Genomic DNA, 24,058 nt, shown 5'->3' on the forward strand with positions numbered 1-24,058 from the left:
ATCTTCACGATCTTCCGCGTGCCGTGTCAGCACGACATCGGCTGAAATCAGGCACGACGCCCTGGGTTCGTCATCTCGGCGAGCGGGGGCACGGGGTCGAGCGCACGATGCGGCACGCCGCGAGCGGCGGAGCGCCGGCGCCGGGCGCCGGGACTTCACGGACCTGGCGCTGCTGCCCGACAAGCACCGCCTGGGCCACCTCGGTCACCTCGGCCTCGTGGACGGGCAGCGCGTCACCCGGCTCGTGGGCGCGCCGACGCCGGCGTTCCTCGGCCGGTACGTCGAGGGCAGGGCCTCCGAGGCGCTGCCGCTCGGAGACGGAGCCGAACTCCTCGACGTCTCGCACGTGCGCGCATGGACCAGACGGGAGACGGCCTGACGCGCGTCTCCCGTGTGCGCCCGCGGTGGTGCGGTTGATCGCGGCGACGGCCTCCGTGGTGGTGGTGGTGTCGGAGATGTCCAGGCCCAGGGGGGTCATGGCCGCTCCCCGGCCTGGTCCACGACGCCGATCGCGACGCGGGCGGAGATCGACCAGGTCGTTCCCTTCTCGATGCTCCACTCCAGATGAGGAGGAACGGGGACCTGCTTGCCGTCCTTGAAGGTGTACATCAGGACGCCGTTCGGCTTGGGGTAACGCTCCTCATGGTCGGTGATCGCCGTCTCCCGCCGCGCCCGGTAGGCGTAGGTCGTGGGGTCCAGGAGGATTTCGACCTTGCGCCAGCCTTCGGCGACTTGAGAGACCGACAGCGCCGGGCGTCCCTCGGTGTCGGCCGCCGTCTCGTCCACCGTCACTCCGGGCAGCTTGGCTATCGCCTTGAAGATCGCGGCCTCGTGCTCCGGTGAGACGAGGTTCTGGCTGAGGGTCACGGCGAAGCGCAGGAAGATCCACTCGTCATCGGCAGGGACCTGCCCCTGGTAGAGCTCACGGTATTCGGCCAGGAGCGCGTCAGGGTCGGTCGGCAGCGAGGCCAGCAACGCGTAGGTGTTCTCCGGCTCCCTCTCACCGGGATCGGAGGTCTGCAGCTTGCCGTTCACCAGATAGCCCACCCGCTTGCCGTCGGCCCGGGTCCAGAGCGGTTCGAGCGTCTCGGGCAGCGGTGTCCGCGGGGTGAGCCGTTCGCCCTGGTCGATACCCTTGTCCCAGCCCACGTCACGGTTCTCGGTGTAGATCCACTGGTCGCCGCGGGGCGGCGTGAACTCCTTCTCCTGTACGGCTGCCGCGATCCTGGTCAGCACCACCTGGGCGTTGGCGGCGGGCAGCGTGCGCTCTCCCTGGAACACGCTCACCCCGGCCGTGATGATCACGGCGCCGGCGGCCACCGCCAGCGCCCGGATCGCCCATCCGCGCCTGGGGCGTGGACGGCCGGCGCGGGCCAGGAGAGCCGCCCGCGCCGCGGCTTGGGCGTCGGGGGCCGGCGGCGCCGGGCGCGCCCAGTCCTCGCGCAGCCTTTCGAGGTCGTTCATGATCCGTCCCTTTCCAGTGCGGCTTGGATTCTGCTGCGGGCCCGGTGCAGTCGTGAGCGGGCCGTTCCGGCCGGGATGCCGAGCGCGCTGCCCGCTTCCTCCGAGGTCAGCTCCGCCCAGGCGACCAGGAGCAGCACGTCCCGATCGCGATCGGCGATCTCGGCGAGCGCCTCGGCCAGCCGGGACGTGCGGGCTCCCGCGTCGACGGCCCCGGCGACCTGATCGGCGTGGTCCTCCACGGGGCTGTCGGCGCCCGCCTTGGCCATGGCCCGGTACTGGCGTACTTCGGCGCGATGATGGCGGGCGATGAGGTTGGAGGCGATGCCGTACAACCAGGGCCGCGCGTCGGCACGGGAGACGTCGTAGCCTGCCCGTTTGTCGAAGGCGATGAGAAACGTCTCCGCGGAGACGTCGTCGGCCAGGCCCGCGCCTAACCTGCGCGCGGCATAGCCGTGGATCTCGGGGTAGTAGCGGTCGAATATGGCGGCGAAGCGCTCCGGCTCCCGCCTGGACTGTTCGATGATCACGGCGTCCGCTGCTTGGGCCGGCAGCGCGCGTGACATCGAGGTCACCTCTCGATCCCTGGGTTCACACCGGTTCTTCACCGATCACGAGACAAGTGTTCACGACGTCCACTCACCACGGCCCGCAGGGAGCCGGAACTCATCGGCGGGGGCCGAGCCACCCCTGAGGGCCACGCCGCGGCCGGTGTGGTGGGTGCCGTTCAGGCGTCGAGCGCGGCCCGGGCCCGGCGGGTGACGTCGGCCGGGGCCGCGGCGATGACGTCGTCGAGCGCGTCCATGGAGGTCTGGAGGTCGCTGATGGCCTGGGCGATGCGGGCGCGCTCCCGGTGGAGGTCGGCGACCAGGTCAGAGCAGGTGGGGACGAGGCGGTCGCCGGCGTCCCGCAGGCACGGCAGGACCGTCATGATCGTCGAGGTGTTCAGGCCGGCGGCCAGCAGGCTGCGGATGCGGCGGACGACGGCGACGTCCTCCTCGACGTATTCCCGGTAGCCGCTGGGGCGCCGCTGCGGGTGGAGCAGACCTTGTTCCCCGTAGTAGCGGAGCAGATGCACGGCCACGCCGGTCCGCCGGGACAGCTCACCGATGCGCACGACGACACCCCGCTCGCCTTGACTCTCATATCAATGTGAGACTTTAGCGTCTACGGCATGAAGATGGACAAGGGTTTCGCGACGCTCGCGGCATTGTGCTCAAGCGTCTTCGTCGTGGGCACCTCGGAGTACCTGATCGCCGGGTTGCTGCCCCAGGTCGGAGCTGATCTCGACGTCTCCGTGGGAACCGCCGGACAGGCGGTGACCGCCTATGCGCTCGGAGTGGTGGCCGGAGGGCCGCTCATGGCCCTGCTGACCTCGCGTCTGCCGCGCAAGGGGCTCGCCGTCGGGCTGATGCTGCTGTTCGCGGCGGGCAGCGCGATCAGCGCGGCGGCGCCGTCGTTCGGCCTGCTCCTGGCAGGCCGCGTGGTGTCCTCGCTCAGCCACGCCGCCTTCCTGGCTCTGGCACTGGTGACGGCGACCCGGGTGGTCCCGGCCGAGCGGACGGGCTCGGCCATCGCCACCGTGGCCTCCGGCTTCACCGTGGCCACGCTCCTCGGGGTGCCCCTGGGGGCACTGCTCGGGGAGAGCGCCGGTTGGCGGGCTCCCTTCGCCGTGCTGACCGTGCTGTCACTGGTGGGCGCCATGCTTCTGGCCGCCGTCCTGCCCCGGCAGGAGGCGCCGTCCACGCGACTGCGTGACGAGGTACGCGTGGTGACGCGCCGGCCGGTCCTGCTCGCCATCGCCACCACCGCGGTGGGCTTCTCCGGGGTCGCCACGGTGTTCACCTACATCGCCCCGCTGCTGATCCGCGTCTCCGGCTTCTCCACCGCGGCGGTCTCCGGTCTGCTGCTCGCCTACGGCGCGGGCAGTTTCATCGGCAACCTCACTGCCGGACGGCTGACCGACAAGTCGATGAGCGCCACCGTACGGGGGGTCTTCGGCGGGCTGGCGGGGACGCTCCTGCTGGTCCCGTTCGCCGTGGTGTGGCAGCCTGCCGCCGTGGCCGCGGTCCTGGTGCTCGGCCTGCTGGCCACCGCGACCATCGCCCCGCTCCAGGGACTGATCCTGCACCACGCGGGCGCCGCCCCGAACCTGGCGGTCTCCGCCAACGTCGGCGCCTTCAACCTCGGGGCCGCGGCCGGCTCGGTCATCGGCGGCGCGATCGTCGCCGCCGGCGCGCTGCGGTGGACCGGCCTGGCGGGCGCGGCACTGAGCCTGATCGGACTGGCCCTCACCTACCTCGTCCTGCCCCGGCCACGGACGTCACCGAAGACCGCCGAACACCAGGCCCCGACCGCCGCCTGACTCCCGCCCACCCGCCGCGCCGACGGCCGTCCAGAGGACCAGGTGAGAGCGTTCCTGCAAAGCTCGCCGCAGGACGGGCGGCACCCCCGGTACTGTCGGACGGTGCTCATCGGCTCACCGAACACCGTCCTGATCGTCATTCGAGGCAACTCCGGATCCGGCAAGTCCACCGTGGCCCGCACCGTGCGGGAAACGTATGACCAGCGCGGCATGGCCCTCATCGGTCAGGACGTCGTACGCCGGGAGATCCTCCGCGAGCGCGACAAGGCGGACGGCGTGAACATCGGGCTGCTCGACGTGATGTGCCAGCGCACCCAGTTCAGCTTCGACGACATGCGGCGGTGGTACCTCGAACAGGACGTCCTGCCCGGCGCGACGGAGACGATCATCGACGAGAGCAGCACCCTGGCCCGGACCGTCGGGCTGATTCTCCAGAACGCGGGCCTCGTGACAGGCGAAGCGACACGCCTGTGAGCAGTTGGACCACCGTCGACGGTCCCTCCCGACAGGGCGCGATCTCCATCAGCCGCTGAGGGCGCCGGACGGCCTTCTGCGGGTGGGGAGTTTGGCAGTCTTGGTGCTATGTATCCCGCTTCTGCACTTGGCGAGTTCCTGCGGTCCCGACGGGCCCGGCTGCGTCCCGAGGACGTGGGCCTGAGCTCGGGAGTCAGGCATCGGCGCGTGGCGGGGCTGCGCAGGGAGGAGCTGGCGCCGCTGGCCGGAGTCAGCGTCGGCTACTACACCCGCCTGGAGCAGGGGCAGAGCCCCAACGTCTCGGACGACGTCCTGGACGCAGTCGCCCGCGTCCTGCGGCTGGACGACGACGAGCTGGCCCACCTGCACCGGCTGGCCAGGGCCGCCCGGGCCGGGGCGAGGGCCAAGCCCGAGCAGCTGCGTCCCGGCATCAGGCTGATGGTGGACGCCTTCACCGACCGGCCCGCGATCGCGGTCGGCCGGCGGGGCGACATCCTGGCCTGGAACCGTCCGGCGCACGCGCTGCTCGCCCCCCACTGGCCCTTCGGGGGGGCGGAGAAGCCGAACTTCGTCCGCCTCGACTTCCTGGAGCTGGACTTCTCCCGCGGGCTGTACGCCGACTGGGCGCAGAAGGCCCGCGACGACATCGCCTACCTGGAGGGCTCCCTGAGCCGCTTCCCCACCGACGAAGGGCTGAAGGCGCTGGTCGACGAGCTGCTGGCGCTCAGCCCTGAGTTCCGTGCGATGTGGACCGAGCACCCGGTGAGCAACTGCGCCTCCATCTCGCGCGACTATCGCCATCCAGAAGTGGGCGTCATGACCCTCACCGCCGAGCTCCTGCGCACGCCCGACGACGAGGGGCAGGGCGTGACGGTCTTCCAGGCCGAGGCGGGTTCGCCGTCGGAGGAACGGCTGCGGCGGCTGGCCGAGCTGGCCGCCGCCGTCTCACCGTAGGGCCTCAGGGGCGGGTCACGCGGCCAGGGCCGGGCGGCGCAGGAGGGCGCCGCCGACGAGGGCGCCGGCCAGCGCCACCGCGCCGGCCACCAGGAAGGCGGCGTGCAGGCCGCCGAGGGTGGCCGACGCCTCGGTGCCGGCGGAGGCGAGCGCGTCCGTACGGACGGCGGCGATCGCGGTGAGCCCCGCCACGCCGACGGCGCCGACGAAGGTGGGCATCTGGGCGAGGCTGCCCGCCACGCCCTGGTCGGCCTCACCCAGCCCGGACGTGATGGTCGTGACGGCGGCCACCACCGTCAGGACGTGCCCGAACCCCATCGTGGCCGACGTCGCCAGCAGCAGGACCAGGCCGCCCTGGGCCGGCAGGAACACCATGGCTGCGGTGCCGGCGGCCTGCACGGTCAGGCCGGTGACGATGGTCGCCGCCGTCCCTCGCGTGCTGATCATCCTGGCTGCGAAGCTGCCCGCGACCAGGGCCGCGACGCCCTCCCCGAGGAAGCCGAGCCCGGTCTGCAGCGGCGTGTAGCCCAGGACGTCCTGCATGTGGATGCTGAGCAGCAGGGTCGCGCCGCCGCACATCCCGAAGGTGACCAGCCCGACCGTCATGCCCCACTTGACCGTCCTGCGGCGCAGCAGCCGCAGCGGGACGAGCGGGGCCGCGTGCCGCGCCTCGACGGCCAGGAACGCGCCCAGCAGCAGGGCCGCCGCCGTCAAGGTCGCCAGCGTCGGCAGACTGCCCCAGCCCGCGGCCCCGCCGGTCGAGATGCCGTAGACCAGGGCGAACAGGCCGCCGCTCGCCAGCAGCGCGCCGGGCACGTCGAGCCTGGCCCGGCCGCGTACGGCCGTCTCCCGCACGACCGTCACCGCGCCCGTCATGACCAGGACGCCGATGGCGAACAGGATGAGCATCGTCCAGCGCCAGTTCAGGCCGCTGGTGATGAGCCCGCCGCCGATCGTCCCGACGACGAAGCCCAGCGACAGCAGGGCGCCGTTGACGCCCAGCGCCCTGGTGCGCTGCGGCCCTTCGGGGAACGTGCCGGTCATCAGCGCCAGCGCGGTCGGGCCGATCATGGCCGCGGCCACGCCCTGTCCCGCGCGGGCCGCCACCAGCAGCCCCGGGGTCGGCGCCAGCCCGGCCAGCAACGAGAACACCGAGAACGCCGCCACGCCGATGACGAACAACCGGCGCCTGCCCACCATGTCGGACGCGCGTCCGAACAAGGGCATCAACGCGGCCGTCGGCAGCAGGCAGGCGGTGGCCACCCACTGCAGCGCCGAGGCGGAGGAGAAGCCGAGGTCCCTGCCGATCTCCGGCAGCGCCACCGTGATGATCGAGTAGTCCAGCCCGGTCATCAACGTCGCGCCGCACAACGTGATGAGGACGAGCCAGCCGCGCAGCCCCCATCGCGGGGTCGTGTCAGCGGCGGTCAGGTCGTGTGTGTCCGTCGTCATGCGGCCAGAGTGCGACCGGCCGCGAAGATCAACCAGAGCCCTGCTGAGGGTACATCTGTCAGGTGCAGGACGGGCGGACGCGGGGGGCGATCCGTCGCGTCCGGCAACCCGCTAAGGACGCTGCAGAATCACCGAGTCGGAGAGCTGGGTGAGCAACTCCAGTTGATCGAAATAGAGGCGCAAACTCGTGATGAGTCCGTCTTCCACTGTGCAGACATAACAGCATCGCAAACGGACAGGGCGGCCCGTCGCGTGCAGCACCTGACCGTCGGGCATGGTGTACGGCCCCCGGTGAGTTCCGACCATGAGAAGCTCGTCGACGGTTGTGGCCTCGGCCTCGGAGGACTCCGTGATCACGGCCCGGACGTCGGGGAACGCCGTCCAGAACTCCTCCAGATAGGAGGCCAGCTCGCTGTGTCCCTGAGATACGCCTTCGGGGCTGATGGACACCCCGGCCGGGCTGAAAGTGCCGAGCAGTGCCGTCATGTCGTGGGCGTTGAACGCGTCCGTATAGCGGTCGCGCACCTCGCGGGCAACATTCATGGCACCGGATCCTCCTATATTCGCTCGATGCCCAGCGTGGCTGTCGATATGCGGTCGAATGGCCAACGCAGGCTAGATCCGCAGACTCGACGAGGTGAAATTCTGGGCCTTTCGCAAAGGCGCGCCGGGGAGCGGCAGGTGGCCCAAGGGCACCGGTCGCATGTTGACGCGAACGTGAGGAAAGGATACGTTCCGGTAGATTTCACGGTTGTCCAAGGGAAATCCGGTGAGATGCCGGTGCGGACGCGCCACTGTATCCGGGACGTAGATCCCGGGAGCCAGGTCGCTTGGCAGCCGTGACCTCGTGATATGGGACGCGTGACCCCTGAGGAGGCTTGACATGACCGGGTTGTCCACCCCGTCGACGATTCCCTTTCCCCGCCTGCGCCCTTGGCTGCTGCTGGCCGTGCCCGTGCTGCTGCTGGTCGCCTACCTGGTTCTGATGGACAACGGCGCCATCTCCCAGACCGGCACCTTCCTGCACGAGCTGATGCACGACGGGCGTCACCTGCTCGGCGTGCCCTGCCACTGAGGGCCCGTCATGGTACGCACCTTCCTGGCCAGAGGTCTGCTCGTCGGACTCCTGGCCGGACTGATCGCGGGCGCCTTCGCCTTCGCCTTCGGTGAACCTCGCGTGGACCACGCGATCGCCCTGGAGGAGGCCGCCGCCCAGGCCGAGGCGCCCGATCCGGACGCCGGGACGGCCGGGCACGGCCACGCCGAAGCGGCCGAGCACAGCCACGGCGAGGACGCCGTGGTCGGCAGGCCCGTGCAGAAGGCGGGGCTGTTCCTGGCCACCGGGCTCTACGGGCTGGCCGTGGGCGGGGTGTTCGCCCTGGTGTTCGCCGGACTGCGCGGGCGGGTCGGCCCGCGTTCCGACGGGCGGCTGGCGATGGCCGCGGCCGGTACGGCGTTCGCCGCGATCATCCTCGTGCCCTTCGTGAAGTATCCGGCCAACCCGCCTGCGGTGGGCGATCCGGACACCATCGACAGCCGCACGCTGCTCTACGTGGTGATGATCCTCGTCGGGCTGGCGGCGACGGCGATCGCGGTGGCGACGGCCCGCCGCGTCGACGGCGGCCCGTGGGCTCGCTGGACGGCGGCGGCGGTCGCGTTCCTGGTGCCCGTCGTCGCCGCGTGGTGGTTGCTGCCGCCGGTCGATGAGGTGCCCGAGGGGTTCCCCGCCACGCTGCTGTGGGAGTTCCGGCTCGCCTCGCTCGGCACGCAGCTCGTCTTCTGGGCGGCGTTCGGCGTGCTGTTCGGCTGGGCGAGCGACCGGGCGGAGCGGCGTACCGCGGCTCACCCGCTGGTCGCGGCGCCGAGCTGAGCAAGGTGCTGTTCGTCCGGCATGCCACGACACCGGGGATGCGGGCCGGGTGCTTTCCCGCCGACGAGGACGCCGACGCGGCGAGCCTGACCAGGGCCGCCGCGTCGGGGCCCGTCGAGGCGGCGGCGGCATGGGCCGCTCCCTGCAGGGCCGCGCGGCAGACGGCCGCCGCCATGGGGCTGGCGGCCCGCGAGACTCCCGCCCTGGCGGAGGCGGACTGCGGCCGGTGGCGCGGCCTGCCGTACGGACGGGTCGCGCTGGCGGAGCCGGACGCGCTGGCGAGCTGGCTGGCCGACCCGCACGCCGCCCCGCACGGCGGTGAGTCACTGAGCGCGCTCGCCGCCAGGGTGGCGGGCTGGCTCGACTCGGCACGGGACGGGCCGCCGGCCGTCGTGGTCTGCGACGCCGGCGTCATCAGAGCGGCGCTCGGCCATGTCCTGGGGCTGGATCCGCTGCGCGCGGCCCGTTTCGACCTGGCCCCTCTGTCCACCACCGAGCTGACCGTCGCGCGGGACGGCTGGCGGGTGGTCCACGTCAACCGGAAGGCTGAGTCTTGATCGTCACCTATCCGTTCAGCGCCGTCGTCGGGCTCGGCGACCTGAAGCTGGCGCTGGTGCTGAACGCGGTGTCGCCCCGGGTGGGCGGGGTGCTCGTCCGCGGCGAGAAGGGAACGGCGAAATCCACGATCGTGCGGGCGCTGGCGGCCCAGTTGCCGACGGTGTCCGTGGTGCCCGGCTGCCGGTTCGCCTGCGACCCCGCCGTACCCGACCCTGAGTGCCCGGACGGGCCGCACGAGCCCGGCGCCGGGCGGGTGGAACGGCCGGCCGCCCTGGTGGAGCTGCCGGTCGGCGCGTCGGAGGACCGGCTGGCCGGCTCGCTCGACGTCGAGCGGGCGCTGACGGAGGGGGTGAAGGCGTTCGAGCCGGGGCTGCTGGCCGCCGCCCACCGCGGCGTCCTGTACGTGGACGAGGTGAACCTCCTGCACGACCACCTCGTGGACCTGCTGCTCGACGCGGCCGCGCTGGGCACGTGCTACGTCGAGCGGGAGTCGGTGTCGGTGCGCCATGCCGCCCGCTTCCTGCTGGTGGGCACCATGAACCCGGAGGAGGGCGAGCTGCGTCCGCAGCTTCTGGACCGGTTCGGGCTGACGGTCGAGGTCAGGGCGTCCCGCGACCCGGAGGAGCGCGCCGAGGTGGTGCGGCGGCGGCTGGCCTTCGAGGCGGACGCGGCGGCGTTCGCCGATCATTGGACGGCGGAGGAATCGGCGTTGTCGGCCCGCATCGCCGCCGCGCGGTCCCGGGTTCCCGGCGTGCGGTTGCCGGACGCCCGGCTGCGGCAGATCGCGACGGTGTGCGCCGCCTTCGAGGTCGACGGCCTGCGTGCCGACCTGGTGACGGCGAACGCGGCCATCGCCCACGCCGCCTGGCAGGGCCGCGACACGGTGACGACCGAGGACGTGCGGGCCGCGGCCCGGCTGTCGCTGCCGCATCGCAGGCGGCGCGATCCGTTCGACGCTCCGGGCCTGGACGAGGCGCTGCTCGACGAGCTGCTGGAACGCACGTCGGGCGACGACGCCCCGGACGGCGGCCCCGACGGCTCCGGGCCCGGCGGCGGCCGCGACGGCGGTCCCGACGGCTCCGGGCCCGGCGGACCTGGCGGCACGCCGCCACCGGGCGACGGCACCGGGCCCGAAACGCGGAACCACCCGACCGGCGCCGAGCCCTCGGCGGACGGCCGGACGGCCGCCGCTGACCCGCCGCCGTCCGCGGCCGCCGGTGCGGACGCGCCGCCGATGGCCGGAGAGCCCGCTCCGGACGCGGCGACCGCCACGGGGGCCGCGGCCTCCCGAGCGGCGGCGCCCCAGACGGCCTCCCAGACAGCCGCGCAGGTGGCGGGCGTGGCCGCGCCGTACCGGGTGCCGCTGCTGGAGGTGCCGGGGGTCGGCGAGGGAGCGGTGGGCCGGCGGTCGCGGTCCCGGACCCGGCGCGGCCGGAGCGCCGGCGCGCGCCGCCCGCTCGGCCCCGTACGCGACCTCCATGTGCCGGCGACGCTGCTGGCAGCGGCGCCTCACCAGCGGGAACGCGGCCACCAGGGCCCTGGGCTGGCGCTGCGCGGCGACGACCTGCGCGAGGTGGTGCGCGAGGGCAGGGAGGGCAACCTCGTGCTCTTCGTGGTGGACGCGAGCGGCTCGATGGCGGCGCGCAAGCGGATGACCGCGGTCAAGACGGCCGTGCTCAGCCTGCTGCTCGACGCCTACCAGCGGCGGGACAAGATAGGACTGATCACCTTCCGGGGCGCCGGCGCGGAGGTGGCGCTGCCGCCCACCTCGTCGGTGGAGGCGGGCGCGGCCCGGCTGCGCTCCCTGCCCACCGGAGGGCGCACGCCGCTGGCGGCGGGGCTGGTGCGCGCGGCGGAGGTGCTGCGCGTGGAACGGCTGCGCGACCCCGCCAGGCGTCCGCTGCTGGTGCTGGTCACCGACGGACGGGCCACGGCCGGCGGCGACGTGGACCGGGCCGCCGCGCTGCTGGCCGGCACCGCGTCGGTGGTCGTGGACTGCGAGAGCGGGCCGGTCAGGCTCGGCCTGGCCGTCCGGCTGGCCTCGCGGCTGCGCGCGCGGCTCGTGCCTCTCGACTCTCTGGCCGATCTCGGTTCGGTCGTCCGTGACCACAGGAAGGCGGTCTGAACATGCCTCAGGGAAAACCGGCTGTCGTGCCCGACGACGGCCTGACCACGCGCCAGCGGCGGACCCGTCCGCTGCTGATGGTGCACACCGGACCGGGCAAGGGCAAGTCCACGGCCGCCTTCGGGATGGCGTTGCGGGCCTGGAACCAGGGCTGGCCGGTCGGGGTGTTCCAGTTCGTGAAGTCGGCCAAGTGGCGCATCGGCGAGGAACGGGCGCTCAAGGTGCTCGGCGAGACGGGCGAGGGCGGCCCGGTGGCCTGGCACAAGATGGGCGAGGGCTGGTCGTGGATCCAGCGGCCCGGCAGCGAGGACGACCACGCGGCCGACGCCCGTGAGGGCTGGGAGCAGATCAAGCGCGACCTGGCGGCGCAGACGTACCGGTTCTACGTGCTGGACGAGTTCACGTACCCGCTGAAGTGGGGGTGGCTGGACCTGGACGACGTGCTGAAGGCGTTGACGGACCGGCCGGGCAGCCAGCACGTCGTGATCACCGGCAGGGACGCGCCCGCACGGCTGATCGAGGTCGCCGACCTGGTGACGGAGATGGGCAAGGTACGCCACCCCATGGACGCCGGGCAGAAGGGGCAGAAGGGCATCGAGTGGTAGTTCCCCGGCTGGTGATCGCCGCGCCGTCGTCGGGCAGCGGCAAGACGACGGTGGCCACCGGGCTCATGGCGGCGTTGCGGGCGCGCGGGCTGCGGGTCTCGCCGCACAAGGTGGGGCCCGACTACATCGACCCGGGCTATCACGCGCTGGCCGCCGGCCGTCCCGGCCGCAATCTGGATCCGTGGCTCGTCGGGGAGGAGCTCGTCGCCCCGCTGTTCCTGCACGGCGCCGCCGGGTGCGACGTGGCGGTGGTCGAGGGCGTGATGGGCCTGTTCGACGGCAGGGGGGACACCGGCTTCGCCTCGACCGCGCACGTCGCGACGCTGCTGGACGCGCCGGTGGTGCTGGTCGTGGACGCGGCCCGGCAGAGCAGGTCGGTGGCGGCGGTGGTGCACGGGTTCGCCACCTTCGACCCGGACGTGCGGGTGGGCGGGGTGGTGCTCAACCGGGTGGGCTCCGACCGGCACGAGGAGCTGTGCCGGTCGGCGCTGGCGGCGGCGGGCGTGCCGGTGCTGGGGGCGATCCGCCGCGACGACGCCGTGGCCACGCCCTCCCGGCACCTGGGGCTGGTGCCGGCCGCCGAGCGCCGGACCGAGGCGGTCGCCGCCGTGGACCGGCTGGCCGCCCTGGTGGCGCGTTCGTGCGACCTGGACGCGTTGCTGCGGCTGGCGCGCTCCGCTCCCCCGCTGGGCGGCCCCTCCTGGACGCCGCCGACGCCCGCCGCGACGGGCGGCCGGCCAGAGGAGGCGGTGGCGGCTGCCGCGCGCGGCCAGGAGCCCGTCAGAGGCGACCGGCCGGTGGTGGCCGTGGCCGGTGGGGCGGCGTTCACGTTCGGCTACGCCGAGCAGGTCGAGCTGCTGCGGGCGGCGGGGGCCGAGGTGGCCGTCTTTGACCCGCTGCGCGACACGCGGCTGCCGGACGGGACCGGCGCGATCGTGATCGGCGGCGGCTTCCCGGAGGTGTACGCCGCCGAGCTGGCCGCCAACGAGCCCCTGCGGCAGCAGGTGGCCGCCTTCCCCGGCCCGATCGCCGCCGAGTGCGCGGGCCTGCTGTACCTGTGCGACGAGCTGGACGGTCAGCGCATGTGCGGGCGCGTCCCCGGGCGGGCGCGGATGACGTCCCGGCTGACGCTCGGCTACCGGGACGCCGTCGCGCTGCGCCGCTCGCCGCTCACCAGGACGGGCGAGCGGCTGCGCGGGCACGAGTTCCACCGGACGGCCGTCACGTACGCGGGCGAGCCGCTGTTCCGCTGGGACGGCGGCCACGACGGGTACGGCGACCCCGGCGTGACCGCGTCCTACCTGCATCTGCACTGGGCGGGCGCGCCGCGCCTGGCTCAGCGGCTGGTGTCGTCCTCCAGGTCGCCCTCGGTCTTGAGGTAGACCTCCTGCAGGCCGCGCAGGACCTCCGGGTCCGGGTGCTGCCACATGCCGCGCTCGGCGGCCTCCAGGAGGCGTTCGGCGATGCCGTGCAGCGCCCAGGGGTTCGAGCGGGCCATGAACGCCTGGTTCTCGGGGTCGAGCACGTACGTCTCCGTGAGCTTGTCGTACATCCAGTCGGCCACCACGCCGGTGGTGGCGTCGTAGCCGAACAGGTAGTCGACGGTGGCGGCCAGCTCGAAGGCGCCCTTGTAGCCGTGCCGGCGCATGGCGGCCAGCCAGCGCGGGTTGACCACCCTGGCGCGGAAGATCCGTGAGGTCTCCTCCGACAGGGTGCGGGTGCGCACGGCGTCGGGGCGGGTGCTGTCGCCGACGTAGGCGGCCGGGGCCTTGCCGGTGAGCGCGCGCACGGTGGCGATCATGCCGCCGTGGTACTGGAAGTAGTCGTCGGAGTCGGCGATGTCGTGCTCGCGGGTGTCGACGTTCTTGGCGGCGACGGCGATGCGGCGGTAGGCGTCCTCCATCTGGGGGCGGGCGGCGACGCCGTCGAGGTCGCGGCCGTAGGCGTAGCCGCCCCACACGGCGTACACCTCGGCCAGGTCGGCGTCGTCGCGCCAGTTGCGGCTGTCGATGAGCGGCAGCAGCCCGGCCCCGTACGCGCCGGGCGCGGAGCCGAAGACGCGCATCGTGGCCAGCCGCTCGTCGCCGCCCGTCGCGGCCACGTGGGCGCGGACGTAGTTGTCCTCGGCCGGCTCCGCCAGCGACGCGACCAGCCGTACGGCGTCGTCGAGCATGCCGACCACGTGCGGGAAGGCGTCGCGGAAGAAGCCGCTGATGCGGACCGTCACGTCGATGCGCGGGCGGCCCAGCTCGGCGAGCGGGATCGGCTCCAGGCGGATGACGCGACGCGACGCCTCGTCCCATTCGGGGCGGACGCCGAGCAGGGCCAGCACCTCGGCGACGTCGTCGCCCGCCGTGCGCATGGCGCTGGTCCCCCACACCGACAGCCCGACCGAGCGCGGCCACTCGCCGGTGTCGGCGCGGTAGCGCTCCAGCAGCGACTCCGCCATCGCCTGGCCGGTCTCCCAGGCCAGGCGGCTGGGCACCGCCCGGGGGTCCACGGAGTAGAAGTTGCGGCCGGTCGGCAGCACGTTGACCAGGCCGCGCAGGGGGGAGCCGCTGGGGCCGGCGGGCACGTAGCCGCCGTCCAGGGCGTGCAGGACGTGGTCGAGCTCGTCGGTGGTGCGGGCCAGGCGCGGCACCATCTCGGTGGCGGCGAACGCCAGCACCCGCGCCACGAGCTCCACCCGCCCCTCGGCCACGCCTTCCTCGGCCACGCCACCCAATACCGCGCGGGTGACGGCGGGGGCTGCGTCCGGGGCCCAGGCGTGCTGCTCCATGGCCTCGACCAGGGCGCGGGCGGTCGTCTCGGCGCGGTCCACGTCGCCCAGCGCCGCCGTGCCGTCCTCGGCCAGGCCGAGCGCCTCGCGCAGGCCGGGCAGCGTCTCCCTGCCGGCCCACATCTGCCGGGCGCGCAACATCGCCAGCACCAGGTCCACCCGCACCTGGCCGGTGGGCGCCTGGCCGAGGACGTGCAGCCCGTCGCGGATCTGGGCGTCCTTCACCTCGCACAGCCAGCCGTCCACGTGCAGGATGAGGTCGTCGAACTCGCTGTCGTGCGGCCGGTCGGCCAGCCCGAGGTCGTGGTCGAGCCGGGCGGCCTGGATCAGCGTCCAGATCTGCGCCCGGATCGCGGGCAGCTTGGCGGGGTCCATGGCGGCGATCGTGGCGTGCTCGTCCAGGAGCTGCTCCAGCCGGGCGATGTCGCCGTAGGTGTCGGCGCGGGCCATCGGCGGCACCAGGTGGTCCACCAGCACGGCGTGCGCGCGCCGCTTGGCCTGCGTGCCCTCCCCCGGGTCGTTGACGAGGAAGGGGTAGACCAGCGGCAGGTCGCCGATGGCGGCGTCGGTGCCGCACGCGGCCGACATCCCCGCCGACTTGCCGGGCAGCCACTCCAGGTTGCCGTGCTTGCCGACGTGCACCATCGCGTGCGCGCCGAACTCGGCCGACAGCCAGCGGTAGGCGGCCAGGTAGTGGTGGCTGGGCGGCAGGTCGGGGTCGTGGTAGATGGCGATCGGGTTCTCCCCGAAGCCGCGCGGCGGCTGCACCATCACCACCAGGTTCCCGGCCCGCAGCGCGGCCAGCACGATGTCGGTCCCGCTGTCGCCCTCGTGCACGAACAGCTCTCCGGGCGGCGGCCCCCAGTGGCGCTCGATTCCCTCGCGCAGGGCCGCGGGCAGCGTCCGGTACCACTGCTCGTAGGAGGCGGCGGAGATGCGCACCGGGTTGCCCGCCAGGTGCTCCTCGGTCAGCCAGTCCTGGTCCTGGCCGCCGGCGGCGATCAGCGCGTGCACCAGCGCGTCGCCGTCCTGGTCGGCCACGCCGGGGAAGCCGTCGCCCAGGTCGTAACCCGCCTCGGCGAGACGGGCCAGCAGCCGGACGGTGCTCGCGGGGGTGTCCAGCCCGACCGCGTTGCCGACGCGGGAGTGCTTGGTCGGGTACGCCGACAACATCACCACCAGCCGCCGTTCGGCGGGAGGGGTGTGCCGCAGCAGGCCGTGGCGCACCGCGATGCCCGCCACCCGGGCGGCCCGCTCGGGGTCGGCGACGTAGACGGTCAGCCCGTCGGGGTCGATCTCCTTGAACGAGAACGGCACCGTGATGATCCGCCCGTCGAACTCCGGGATCGCGACCTGGGAGGCGGCGTCCAGCGGCGACAGCCCGTCGTCGTTCTCCTCCCATGCCTGCCGGGTGGTGGTCAGGCAGAGTCCTTGCAGGATCGGCACGTCCAGTCCGGCCAGCGCGCCGACGTCCCAGGCCTCGTCGTCGCCGCCCGCCCCCGCGGTGGCCGGACGGGAGCCGCCCGCCGCCAGCACCGTGACGACCAGGGCGTCCGCCGCGCGCAGCGTGTCCAGCAGCTCCGGCTCGGCCGCGCGCAGGGACGAGCAGAAGACCGGCAGCGCCTGCCCGCCCGCGTCCTCGACGGCGTCGCACAACGCCTCGACGAACGCGGTGTTGCCGGCCATGTGGTGGGCCCGGTAGTAGAGCACGCCCACCACGGGACCGCCGGTGGTCCTGGCAGGGCGGTCCAGCCGTCCCCAGGTGGGAGCGGGGACGGGCGGCTCGAACCCGTGCCCGGTCAGCAGGACGGTGTCGGACAGGAACGCGTGCAGCTCGGCCAGGTTCGCCGGACCGCCATGGGCCAGGTAGGCGTGCGCCTCGGCGCACACCCCGCCGCTGACCGTGGACAGCTCCATCAGCTCGGCGTCGGGAGCCTGCTCCCCGCCCAGCACCACCACCGGGCGCGGCCCGGCCAGCAACGCGTCGAGCCCTTCCGGCCAGGCCCGCCGCCCGCCCAGCAGGCGCACCACGACGAGGTCGGTCCCCTCCGTCAGGCCGGGGACGTCCTCGGCGGTCAGCCGGGCGGGATTGCCCAGGCGGTAGCCCGCCCCGCAGGCGCGAGCGCTCAGCAGGTCGGTGTCGGAGGTGGAGAGCAGCAGAACGGTACGGCTGTCGCCAGGCACGGCGCATTCCTCCCTCGGGGTCCTCGCCCCGGTCGCGGGTGACACGACGGCAGGAGTCTCCTGGCTCCCGGATCGACGCTCACCCCGGCCTTCCCGCCCGTCGCCGGACAGTGGCCTCGTGGTGGGGTTCGCTCCCCGGTCACAGTGGCGGGACCGCGCCGGATTCACACCGGCTTCCTCCCATTGCCATCGTCTACGCCGAAGCTTACGACAGGAGCGACCCGTCCCAGAAGTGGCGTTACGATCCCTTCGTGCCCGTAGGTGAATCTTCCGGACGTACGCGTCCCGATGCCTGTCCGGGGGCGCTCCAGGTGCACGAGGCCGCCGACGGCCCGCTCGCCCGCGTGCGCCTGCCCGGCGGCGCGGTGTCGGCCGCGCAGCTCCGCGTGCTCGCCGGGTGCGCGGCCGAGCTGGGAACGGGCGTGATCGAGCTGACGTCGCGGGCGAACGTCCAGGTGCGGGGGCTGCGCGCACCGGAGGTCTTCGCCGGGCGGATCGCGGCGGCCGGGCTGCTGCCGTCGCCCGCGCACGAGCGGGTGCGCAACATCCTGGCCTCGCCGCTGGGCGGGCGCGGTCCCGACGGGCTGCTGGACGTGCTGGCGATGGCGGACGCCCTGGACCGGGCGCTGTGCGCGCGGCCCCGGCTGGCCGCGCTGCCGGGACGGTTCCTGTTCGCCCTGGACGACGGCACGCGGGACGTCGCCGGGCTCGGCGCGGACGTCACCTACGTGGCGACCGGACGGCTGCTGCTCGCCGGCGCCGACACGGGGCTGACCGTCGCCCCGGACGCGGCCGTCCCGCTCATGATCGACGCCGCCGAGGCGTTCCTGGACGAGCTGTCCCCCGACGGCCCGCGCGCCTGGCGCATCCGCGACCTCCCGGACGGCCCCGCCAGAATCGCCACCCGCCTGCGCGCCGGCGAACCAAGCCTGATCGACGCCGCGAACGCCCCGGACGCCCCGGAAGCGCCGGACGCCCCGGAAGCGCCGGAAGCGCCGGAAGCGCCGGAAACCCCGGCCGCCGCGAACATCGCGGCAGCCGCGGACGCCCCGCCCGCCCCCGTCTCCGCGCGCCGCCCGTCCGCGGGCAGGATCGCCCAGCGGGACGGCCGGGTCGCGATCGAGGCGCTCGTGCCGCTCGGCCGCCTGACGTCCGGCCAGGCCGGAGCCCTCGCGGACCTCGGACGGCCGGTGCGCCTGACCCCCTGGCGGACCGTCGTCCTGCCGGACCTCTCCCCCGGCGAGGCGGACCGGACCGAGCGGGCGCTGGCCGCCGCCGGGCTCGCCACCGACCCGGACTCCCCCTGGGCCGGGGTGACCGCCTGCACCGGCCGTCCTGGCTGCGCGAAGGCGCTCGCCGACGTGCGGGCCGATGCCCGGCAATGGGTGCGGAGCCTCGGCCGCGCACCCGCCACGCCCGTCCACTGGGCCGGTTGCGAGCGGCGCTGCGGCCTGCCACGCGGCCCGGTCCGCCAGCTGATCGCAACCATCAACGGATACGAGGAACGCCAGGAGTGAGCGACTACATCCGCGACGGCGCCGAGATCTACCGGCGCTCGTTCGCGACCATCCGCGCCGAGACCGACCTCACGGGCCTGCCGCCCGAGGTCGCCCAGGTGGCGGTGCGCATGATCCACGCGTGCGGCATGACCGACCTCGTCACCGACCTGGCCTGGTCGCCGCAGGTGGTCGCGCGGGCCAGGGAGGCGCTGCGCGGCGGCGCGCCGGTGTTGTGCGACGCCATGATGGTCGCCTCCGGCGTGACCCGGCGCAGGCTGCCCGCGGGCAACGAGGTGCTGTGCACGCTGGGCAATCCGCGCGTGCCCGAGCTGGCCGAACGCCTCGGCACCACCCGCAGCGCCGCGGCCCTGGAGCTGTGGCGCGACCGCCTGGAGGGCGCGGTGGTGGCGATCGGGAACGCGCCGACCGCCCTGTTCCGGCTGCTGGAGCTGGTGGCCGAGGGCGCCGGACGCCCCGCGGCCGTGCTCGGCATCCCGGTCGGCTTCATCGGCGCGGCCGAGTCCAAGCAGGCGCTGGCCGACAGCGACCTGGAGTACCTGGTGGTGCACGGCCGTCGCGGCGGCAGTGCGATGACGGCCGCCGCGATCAACGCCATCGCGAACGAGACGGAGTGACGACCATGTCAGGACGCCTGTACGGAGTCGGCCTGGGCCCCGGCGACCCCGAGCTGGTCACGGTCAGGACGGCCCGGCTGATCGGCGAGGCCGACGTGATCGCCTACCACGCCGCCCGGCACGGCCGCAGCATCGCCCGTTCGATCGCGCTGCCGTACATGCGCGAAGGCCAGATCGAGGAGCTGCTGCTCTACCCGCTGACCACGGAGACCACCGACCACCCCGGCGGCTACCAGGGAGCGCTCGACGACTTCTACGCCGACTGCGCCGAACGCCTGGCCGCCCACCTGGACGCGGGCCGCACCGTGGTCGTGCTGGCCGAGGGCGACCCGCTGTTCTACGGCTCCTACATGCACATGCACAAGCGGCTCGCCCACCGCTACCCGACCGAGGTGGTGCCCGGCGTGACCTCGGTCAGCGCCGCCGCCGCCGTGCTGGGACGGCCGCTGGTCGAGCGGGACGAGGTGCTGACCGTGCTGCCCGGCACGCTGCCCGCGCAGGTGCTGGCCGAGCGGCTGCGCGACACCGACTCGGCCGCCGTGCTCAAGCTGGGCCGCACGTTCGGGAAGGTGCGCGACGCGCTGGCCGAGGCGGGCCGCCTCGACGACGCCTGGTACGTCGAGCGCGCCACCATGGGCGCCCAGCGGGTCGCCCCGCTCAAGGACGTGGACCCGGACGGCGTCCCGTACTTCTCGCTGGCCCTGCTCGCCAGCCCGGCCGAGCGCACCTTCGTCCCCGAGCGCCCGGCGGACGAGGGGCGGGGCGAGGTGGCCGTGGTCGGCCTGGGCCCGGCCGGGCGGCCGTGGCTGACGCCGGAGGCGCAGGAGGCGCTGGCCGCGGCCACCGACCTCGTCGGCTATGGCCCGTACGTGGACCGGGTGGCTCCGAACCCGCGCCAGCGCCGCCACCGCACCGACAACCGGGTGGAGGCCGAACGCGCCAGGCACGCCCTTGAGCTGGCCCGGGACGGGGCCCGCGTGGCGGTCGTGTCGTCCGGCGACCCGGGCGTGTTCGCCATGGCCAGCGCCGTGCTCGAAGCCGCCGCCGACTTCCCGGACGTGCCGGTGCGGGTCGTGCCGGGACTGACCGCCGCCCAGGCGGTGGCGGCCAGGGCGGGCGCGCCGCTCGGCCACGACTACTGCGTGCTGTCGCTGTCCGACCTGCTCAAGCCGTGGGAGGTGGTGGCCGACCGGCTGTCCGCGGCCGCGCGGGCGGACCTGGTGCTGGCGATCTACAACCCGGCCTCGCGCAGCCGTACGTGGCAGGTCGCCGCCGCCCGGGACCTGCTGCTGGAGCACCGCGCGCCGGACACCCCCGTGGTGATCGGCCGCGACGTCGGCGGCCCGCAGGAGAGCGTCACGGTCACCACGCTCGGCGAGCTGGACCCCGGCCAGGTGGACATGCGCTGCCTGCTGATCATCGGCTCGTCCACGACCCGGGCCACCGAAGGCGGCGTCGTCTACACCCCGCGCCGCTACCCCTGAACCCAGGCCGCCGCCGCCGCCACGCTGTCCGTGGCCCGGACGCCCGCGGGCAGCGGCGGCCGGTCCACCATGATCACCGGCAGGCCGAGCTCACGCGCCGCGCCGAGCTTGGCCGTGGTCATGCCGCCGCCGCTGTCCTTGGTCACCAGCACGTCCAGGCGGTGCTCCCGGATCAGGGCGCGCTCGCCCTCGACGGTGTACGGCCCGCGGTCGAGCAGGACGTGCACGTTCGCCGGCACCGGCCCCTCCGGCGGGTCCACCGACCTGGCCAGCAGCCACACGCCGGGCAGCGGCGCGAACACCGGCAGGCTCCGGCGTCCGGTCGTGAGGAAGACCCGGGTGTCCCGGCCGGCCGCGCCCCACCGGGCCGTGGTCAGCAGCCCGGCCGCCTCCTGGAGGGAGCCGACCCGCAGCCACGCGTCGCCCGGCCCCTCCCGCCATCCCGGACGCCGCAGCACCAGCAGCGGCACCCCGGTCGCCGACGAGGCCGCGACCCCCGAGGCGGTCATCCGCTCCGCGAACGGATGCGTGGCGTCGACCAGCACGTCGATGCGCTCCTCCAGCAGCCACGCGGCCAGGCCCGACGGCCCGCCGAACCCGCCTTCCCGCACCTCGCCCACGGGGAGCCGCGGGTTGTTCACCCGTCCCGCCAGCGAGGACACCACGTGCAGCCCGGGATCGGCGGCCAGCTCGGCGGCCAGGGCCCGCGCCTCCGCGGTGCCGCCGAGGATCAGGACCCGTCGCACGCCCGCTCCCTGGCGTCGCTGTAGAGGTGGCTGTCGGGGAACTGCGTCGCCGACAACACCCGGCCCACGACGATCACGGCCGTCCGCCGGATCCCGGCGTCGTGGACCTGTCCGGCGATGTCGGCCAGCGTCCCGCGCAGGATCACCTCGTCGGCCCGGCTCGCCCGCGCGACCACGGCCACCGGGCAGTCCGGTCCGTAGGAGGGCAGCAGCTCGGCCACCACCGCGTCGATCCGCTGCACGGCCAGGTGCAGCACCATCGTGGCCCGGCTCGCGCCGAGCGTGCCGAGGTCCTCGCCGTCCGGCATGGGGGTGGCGCGGGCGGAGATGCGCGTCAGGATGACCGTCTGGCCGACGCCGGGCACGGTCAGCTCCCGGCCCAGCGCGGCCGCGGCCGCCGCGAACGCCGGAACCCCGGGCACCACCTCGTACGGCACGCCGAGGGCGTCCAGCCTGCGCATCTGCTCGGCCACGGCGCTGAACACCGACGGGTCGCCCGAGTGCAGCCGCGTCACGTCGAGACCGTCGCGGTGCGCGGCGGCCAGCTCGGCGACGATCTCGTCGAGCGTCAGGTCCGCCGTGTTCACCAGCCTGGCCCCGGGCGGGCAGGCGTCGAGCAGCTCGCGCGGCACCAGCGACCCGGCGTACAGGCAGACCGGCGACGCCTCCAGCCGGCGCAGGCCGCGCAAGGTGATCAGGTCGGCGGCGCCGGGACCGGCTCCGACGAAGTACACGGTCACGGTTGGTCCTTCCTTGTGATCGACCAGACGGTCACCGGCATCGCCGCCCGCCAGCCGGTGAACCCGCCGACCGGCGAGGCCCGCTGGACGCCCAGGCGCACCAGGTCGCCCCCGAGCCTGCCGTACCAGTGGGCGAGGACGGCCTCGGACTCCAGGGTCACGGCGTTCACCACCAGCCGGCCGCCGGGGCGCAGCGCCGTCCAGCAGCGTTCCAGCAGGCCGGGGGCGGTCGCGCCGCCGCCGACGAACACCGCGTCCGGCTCGGGCAGCCCGTCCAGCGCCCCGGGGGCCTTGCCCTCGACCACGCGCATCGACGGCACGCCGAGCCGCTCGGCGTTGCGCCGGACGGCGGCGGCCCGGTCGGCCCGGCTCTCGATCGCCACGGCGGCGCACGACGGGTGGCTGCGCATCCACTCGACGGCGATGCTGCCCGCCCCCGCGCCCACGTCCCACAGCAGCTCGCCTGGCAGCGGGGCCAGGCGGGACAGGCTGACGGCGCGGACCTCCCGCTTGGTGAGCTGCCCGTCGTGCTCGTACGCGCCGTCGGGCAGCCCCGGCACCGTGGCCAGGGGCTCGGCGTCCCGGGCGAGGACGCACTCGACGGCGATCACGTGCAGCGCGGACTCCTGGCCCTCCGCCCAGCTCTCGGCCGTGCCCCGCCGTTCGGACTCCCCTGGGCCGCCCAGCTCCGACAGCACCGTCATCGGGCTGGGTCCGTACCCGTGCCGGGCGAGCAGCCCGGCGACCACCGGCGGCGAGTCAGGCCCCGCGCCGAGCACGACGACCCGGCGGCCCGGCTGGAGCGCGGCGGCCAGCGCCGCGGGCGGCCGGCCCACCAGGCTGACGACGTCCACCTGCTCGGCCGGCCAGCCCAGCCGGGCGCAGGCCAGCGTCAACGACGACACGTGCGGCAGCACCGTTACGCGCTGCGCGCCCAGCAGCCGGACCAGCGTCGAGCCGATGCCGTAGAACATCGGATCGCCGCTGGCCAGCACGCAGACCTCGCGGCCGGCGTACCGGTCCATGAGGGCCGGCAGGGCGGGCAGCAGCGGCGACGGCCATGCCACGCGTTCTGCGGCCGTCGCGGGCACGAGGTCGAGCTGCCGCGCGCTGCCCATGAGCACGTCGGCGGCCTCGACCGCGCGGCGCGAGCCCGGGGTCAGCCCGTCCCAGCCGTCCGCGCCGATCCCGACGACCGTGATCACGCGTCGCGCCGTGTCAGCTGGATCTCCTCGGCAAGCCGCCTCTGACGGGAAGCGGCGAAGGCGTCGCCCTGCTCGGCCAGGTTCACGATCCTCCTCGATGGCAAAGTGCGAGGGATATCGTATATCTGCCTATCTGGCAGACTTTGGCGGGTGAAACGGCTTCTCGTCATCGGGATCGGCGCCGGCGATCCGGACCACCTCACGCTGCAGGCGGTCAAGGCCATCGCCGCCACGGACGTGTTCTTCATCGTCGACAAGGGCGAGACCAAGCACGAGTTGATCCAGCTCCGCCTCGACCTGATCGCCGAGCACGGTCGCAAGCCGTACCGGATCGCCGAGGCCCGCGACCCGGAACGGGACCGCACCGCCCCCGCCTACACCGCCGCCGTCGAGGACTGGCGCTCGCGCCGCTCGCTCGCCTGCGAAGCGCTCATCCACGACGAGCTGGGCGCCGGCGAGACCGGCGCGTTCCTGGTGTGGGGCGACCCGGCCGTCTACGACAGCACGCTCGCCATCCTCGATGAGATCCGGCGACGCGGGAACGTCACGTTCGACGTCGAGGTCGTCCCCGGCATCAGCAGCGTGGCCGCCCTCACCGCCCGCCACCGCATCGGCCTGACCCAGGTCGGCCGGCCCACGCACCTGACCACCGGCCGCCGCCTGGCGGAGCAGGGCCCCACCGCCGACGACGTGGTGGTCATGCTCGACGCCCACTGCTCCTTCACCGGTCTCGACGACTTCCACATCTACTGGGGCGCCTACCTCGGGACGCCGGACGAGATCCTGGTGTCGGGGCCGGTGCCGGAGGTCGGTGACCGCATCCGGCGGCTGCGTGCCGAGGCCCGCGAGCGCAAGGGCTGGATCATGGACACGTACCTGCTGCGCCGCCTGTCACCGGGGGACCGCTGACCTGACGCCGAGG

General features: G+C 74.1%; 23 protein-coding genes and 2 riboswitches. Of the genes, 13 read left to right on the forward strand and 10 right to left on the reverse strand.

All coding sequences use genetic code 11. From position 1 onward, the window contains the following. Positions 1 to 70 precede the first annotated feature (70 nt). The 4 genes from ACIBK9_RS13755 to ACIBK9_RS13770 all read right to left on the reverse strand — a co-directional run bounded on the left by ACIBK9_RS13755 (position 71) and on the right by ACIBK9_RS13770 (position 2,578). On the reverse strand, positions 71 to 478 hold the full coding sequence (locus ACIBK9_RS13755; protein ID WP_397158025.1) for a hypothetical protein: 408 nt from the start codon (positions 476 to 478) through the stop codon (positions 71 to 73). Continuing rightward, positions 475 to 1,464: a CU044_5270 family protein gene (locus tag ACIBK9_RS13760; RefSeq protein WP_397158027.1), complete on the reverse strand. Its 990-nt coding sequence runs from the start codon at positions 1,462 to 1,464 to the stop codon at positions 475 to 477. Before ACIBK9_RS13760 ends, ACIBK9_RS13755 begins: the two co-directional genes overlap by 4 nt. Further along, positions 1,461 to 2,027: an RNA polymerase sigma factor gene (locus tag ACIBK9_RS13765; RefSeq protein WP_397158029.1), complete on the reverse strand. Its 567-nt coding sequence runs from the start codon at positions 2,025 to 2,027 to the stop codon at positions 1,461 to 1,463. Before ACIBK9_RS13765 ends, ACIBK9_RS13760 begins: the two co-directional genes overlap by 4 nt. Positions 2,028 to 2,188: 161 nt before the next feature. After that, positions 2,189 to 2,578, reverse strand: coding sequence for a MerR family transcriptional regulator (locus ACIBK9_RS13770; protein WP_397158031.1), 390 nt, complete (start codon positions 2,576 to 2,578; stop codon positions 2,189 to 2,191). Between the two features lie 57 nt (positions 2,579 to 2,635). Between ACIBK9_RS13770 and ACIBK9_RS13775 the strand changes: the two genes are divergently transcribed. From ACIBK9_RS13775 to ACIBK9_RS13785, 3 genes are all read left to right on the forward strand, one after another. Beyond that, positions 2,636 to 3,826, forward strand: coding sequence for an MFS transporter (locus ACIBK9_RS13775; protein ID WP_397158033.1), 1,191 nt, complete (start codon positions 2,636 to 2,638; stop codon positions 3,824 to 3,826). Between the two features lie 42 nt (positions 3,827 to 3,868). Next, positions 3,869 to 4,300, forward strand: coding sequence for an AAA family ATPase (locus tag ACIBK9_RS13780; protein WP_397158035.1), 432 nt, complete (start codon positions 3,869 to 3,871; stop codon positions 4,298 to 4,300). Positions 4,301 to 4,408: 108 nt separating this feature from the next. Further along, a complete protein-coding gene (locus ACIBK9_RS13785; RefSeq protein WP_397158037.1) occupies positions 4,409 to 5,254 on the forward strand; it encodes a helix-turn-helix transcriptional regulator in 846 nt (281 codons plus the stop codon). A 15-nt stretch (positions 5,255 to 5,269) separates the two neighbouring features. On the opposite strand, the gene ACIBK9_RS13790 is transcribed toward ACIBK9_RS13785, so the two are convergent. Together ACIBK9_RS13790 and ACIBK9_RS13795 are read right to left on the reverse strand one after the other, a co-directional pair. Further along, entirely contained in the window at positions 5,270 to 6,706 is a 1,437-nt protein-coding gene (locus ACIBK9_RS13790) for an MFS transporter (RefSeq protein WP_397158039.1), read from the reverse strand. A gap of 111 nt (positions 6,707 to 6,817) precedes the next feature. Further along, positions 6,818 to 7,249 (reverse strand): nuclear transport factor 2 family protein, encoded by a 432-nt coding sequence (locus ACIBK9_RS13795; RefSeq protein WP_397158041.1) that lies wholly within the window; start codon positions 7,247 to 7,249, stop codon positions 6,818 to 6,820. Between the two features lie 176 nt (positions 7,250 to 7,425). After that, positions 7,426 to 7,555, forward strand: a riboswitch (cobalamin riboswitch). A gap of 34 nt (positions 7,556 to 7,589) precedes the next feature. Here ACIBK9_RS13795 and ACIBK9_RS13800 point away from each other — a divergent pair. Genes ACIBK9_RS13800 through ACIBK9_RS13825 form a run of 6 tightly spaced genes read left to right on the forward strand, consistent with a single transcriptional unit; the run spans position 7,590 to position 13,246 of the window. Continuing rightward, positions 7,590 to 7,781 (forward strand): CbtB domain-containing protein, encoded by a 192-nt coding sequence (locus ACIBK9_RS13800; RefSeq protein ID WP_352320001.1) that lies wholly within the window; start codon positions 7,590 to 7,592, stop codon positions 7,779 to 7,781. A 9-nt stretch (positions 7,782 to 7,790) separates the two neighbouring features. Beyond that, positions 7,791 to 8,576 (forward strand): CbtA family protein, encoded by a 786-nt coding sequence (locus ACIBK9_RS13805; RefSeq protein WP_397158043.1) that lies wholly within the window; start codon positions 7,791 to 7,793, stop codon positions 8,574 to 8,576. 5 nt (positions 8,577 to 8,581) lie between these two features. Further along, positions 8,582 to 9,133, forward strand: a complete 552-nt coding sequence (locus ACIBK9_RS13810) for a histidine phosphatase family protein (protein ID WP_397158045.1) — start codon at positions 8,582 to 8,584, stop codon at positions 9,131 to 9,133. Then, on the forward strand, positions 9,130 to 11,259 hold the full coding sequence (locus ACIBK9_RS13815; RefSeq protein WP_397158047.1) for a VWA domain-containing protein: 2,130 nt from the start codon (positions 9,130 to 9,132) through the stop codon (positions 11,257 to 11,259). Before ACIBK9_RS13810 ends, ACIBK9_RS13815 begins: the two co-directional genes overlap by 4 nt. Before the next feature lie 2 nt (positions 11,260 to 11,261). Beyond that, a complete protein-coding gene (gene cobO / locus ACIBK9_RS13820; protein WP_397158049.1) occupies positions 11,262 to 11,864 on the forward strand; it encodes a cob(I)yrinic acid a,c-diamide adenosyltransferase in 603 nt (200 codons plus the stop codon). An 8-nt stretch (positions 11,865 to 11,872) separates the two neighbouring features. Continuing rightward, positions 11,873 to 13,246, forward strand: a complete 1,374-nt coding sequence (locus tag ACIBK9_RS13825; RefSeq protein ID WP_397158976.1) for a cobyrinate a,c-diamide synthase — start codon at positions 11,873 to 11,875, stop codon at positions 13,244 to 13,246. Here the strand turns inward: ACIBK9_RS13825 and cobN are convergent. Beyond that, entirely contained in the window at positions 13,201 to 16,827 is a 3,627-nt protein-coding gene (gene cobN, locus ACIBK9_RS13830) for a cobaltochelatase subunit CobN (RefSeq protein ID WP_397158051.1), read from the reverse strand. The two genes, ACIBK9_RS13825 and cobN, sit on opposite strands and share 46 nt — an antisense overlap. A 30-nt stretch (positions 16,828 to 16,857) precedes the next feature. Then, a riboswitch (cobalamin riboswitch) is annotated at positions 16,858 to 17,068 on the reverse strand. A gap of 10 nt (positions 17,069 to 17,078) precedes the next feature. Between cobN and cobG the strand changes: the two genes are divergently transcribed. From cobG to ACIBK9_RS13845, 3 genes are read left to right on the forward strand one after another with little or no spacing between them, the layout of a single operon-like run. Beyond that, a complete protein-coding gene (cobG, locus tag ACIBK9_RS13835; protein ID WP_397158053.1) occupies positions 17,079 to 18,344 on the forward strand; it encodes a precorrin-3B synthase in 1,266 nt (421 codons plus the stop codon). After that, positions 18,341 to 18,961 (forward strand): precorrin-8X methylmutase, encoded by a 621-nt coding sequence (locus ACIBK9_RS13840; RefSeq protein WP_397158055.1) that lies wholly within the window; start codon positions 18,341 to 18,343, stop codon positions 18,959 to 18,961. The genes cobG and ACIBK9_RS13840 overlap by 4 nt, the downstream gene beginning before the upstream one ends. A gap of 5 nt (positions 18,962 to 18,966) precedes the next feature. Continuing rightward, entirely contained in the window at positions 18,967 to 20,445 is a 1,479-nt protein-coding gene (locus tag ACIBK9_RS13845; protein WP_397158057.1) for a precorrin-2 C(20)-methyltransferase, read from the forward strand. Here ACIBK9_RS13845 and ACIBK9_RS13850 read toward each other — a convergent pair. From ACIBK9_RS13850 to cbiE, 3 genes are read right to left on the reverse strand one after another with little or no spacing between them, the layout of a single operon-like run. Next, positions 20,436 to 21,191: a cobalt-precorrin-6A reductase gene (locus ACIBK9_RS13850; RefSeq protein ID WP_397158059.1), complete on the reverse strand. Its 756-nt coding sequence runs from the start codon at positions 21,189 to 21,191 to the stop codon at positions 20,436 to 20,438. The genes ACIBK9_RS13845 and ACIBK9_RS13850 overlap by 10 nt on opposite strands. Further along, a complete protein-coding gene (cobM, locus tag ACIBK9_RS13855) occupies positions 21,176 to 21,931 on the reverse strand; it encodes a precorrin-4 C(11)-methyltransferase (protein WP_397158061.1) in 756 nt (251 codons plus the stop codon). The genes ACIBK9_RS13850 and cobM overlap by 16 nt, the downstream gene beginning before the upstream one ends. Next, positions 21,928 to 23,136, reverse strand: a complete 1,209-nt coding sequence (gene cbiE / locus ACIBK9_RS13860) for a precorrin-6y C5,15-methyltransferase (decarboxylating) subunit CbiE (protein ID WP_397158063.1) — start codon at positions 23,134 to 23,136, stop codon at positions 21,928 to 21,930. The genes cobM and cbiE overlap by 4 nt, the downstream gene beginning before the upstream one ends. A gap of 150 nt (positions 23,137 to 23,286) precedes the next feature. Between cbiE and cobF the strand changes: the two genes are divergently transcribed. Continuing rightward, positions 23,287 to 24,045, forward strand: coding sequence for a precorrin-6A synthase (deacetylating) (gene cobF / locus ACIBK9_RS13865; RefSeq protein ID WP_397158065.1), 759 nt, complete (start codon positions 23,287 to 23,289; stop codon positions 24,043 to 24,045). The last annotated feature ends 13 nt before the right edge of the window (positions 24,046 to 24,058 follow it).

Source organism: Nonomuraea sp. NPDC050227 (genome assembly GCF_044459705.1).
In the GTDB taxonomy this organism is placed as follows: Bacteria; Actinomycetota; Actinomycetes; order Streptosporangiales; family Streptosporangiaceae; genus Nonomuraea.